This window comes from Tamlana crocina, assembly GCF_012037625.1.
Map to the genome: position 1 here is coordinate 1 of NZ_JAAVJS010000333.1, position 410 is coordinate 410.

Below are 410 nucleotides of genomic sequence, written 5' to 3' on the forward strand. Positions count from 1 at the left end.
TGATTACGGATTTGAGCTGCTTTCAGATCAGCAGATCGACATGCAGCAGGTTTTCGACAACGACCTTTTTTCTGCGGAATACCTGATGGATGATCTTCAGAAAAGTTTAAACGCAACAGAAATGGCGCGGCGGAAATTTCGTGATATTGCCGTGATCGCCGGAATGGTATTTACAGGCTTTCCCAATAAGATGATCAAGACCAAACATTTGCAGTCGAATTCGCAGCTGCTTTTTAGTGTTTTCAGGGATTATGAGCCGGACAATTTATTGTTTCAGCAGGCGTTTAGGGAGACATTCGAGCACCAGTTGGAGGAAGGAAGATTGAGACTGGCCATGGAACGCATTTCGGAACAGAAATTGGTTTGGAAACAATGTGAAAAACCCACACCTTTTGCCTTCCCGATCATCA

At 44.4% G+C, this 410-nt stretch carries 1 pseudogene; it reads left to right on the forward strand.

Features of this window, described 5'->3' with window-relative positions:
- Positions 1-410 (forward strand): annotated as a pseudogene (locus HC176_RS16975) (DNA ligase-associated DEXH box helicase); the annotation flags it as partial.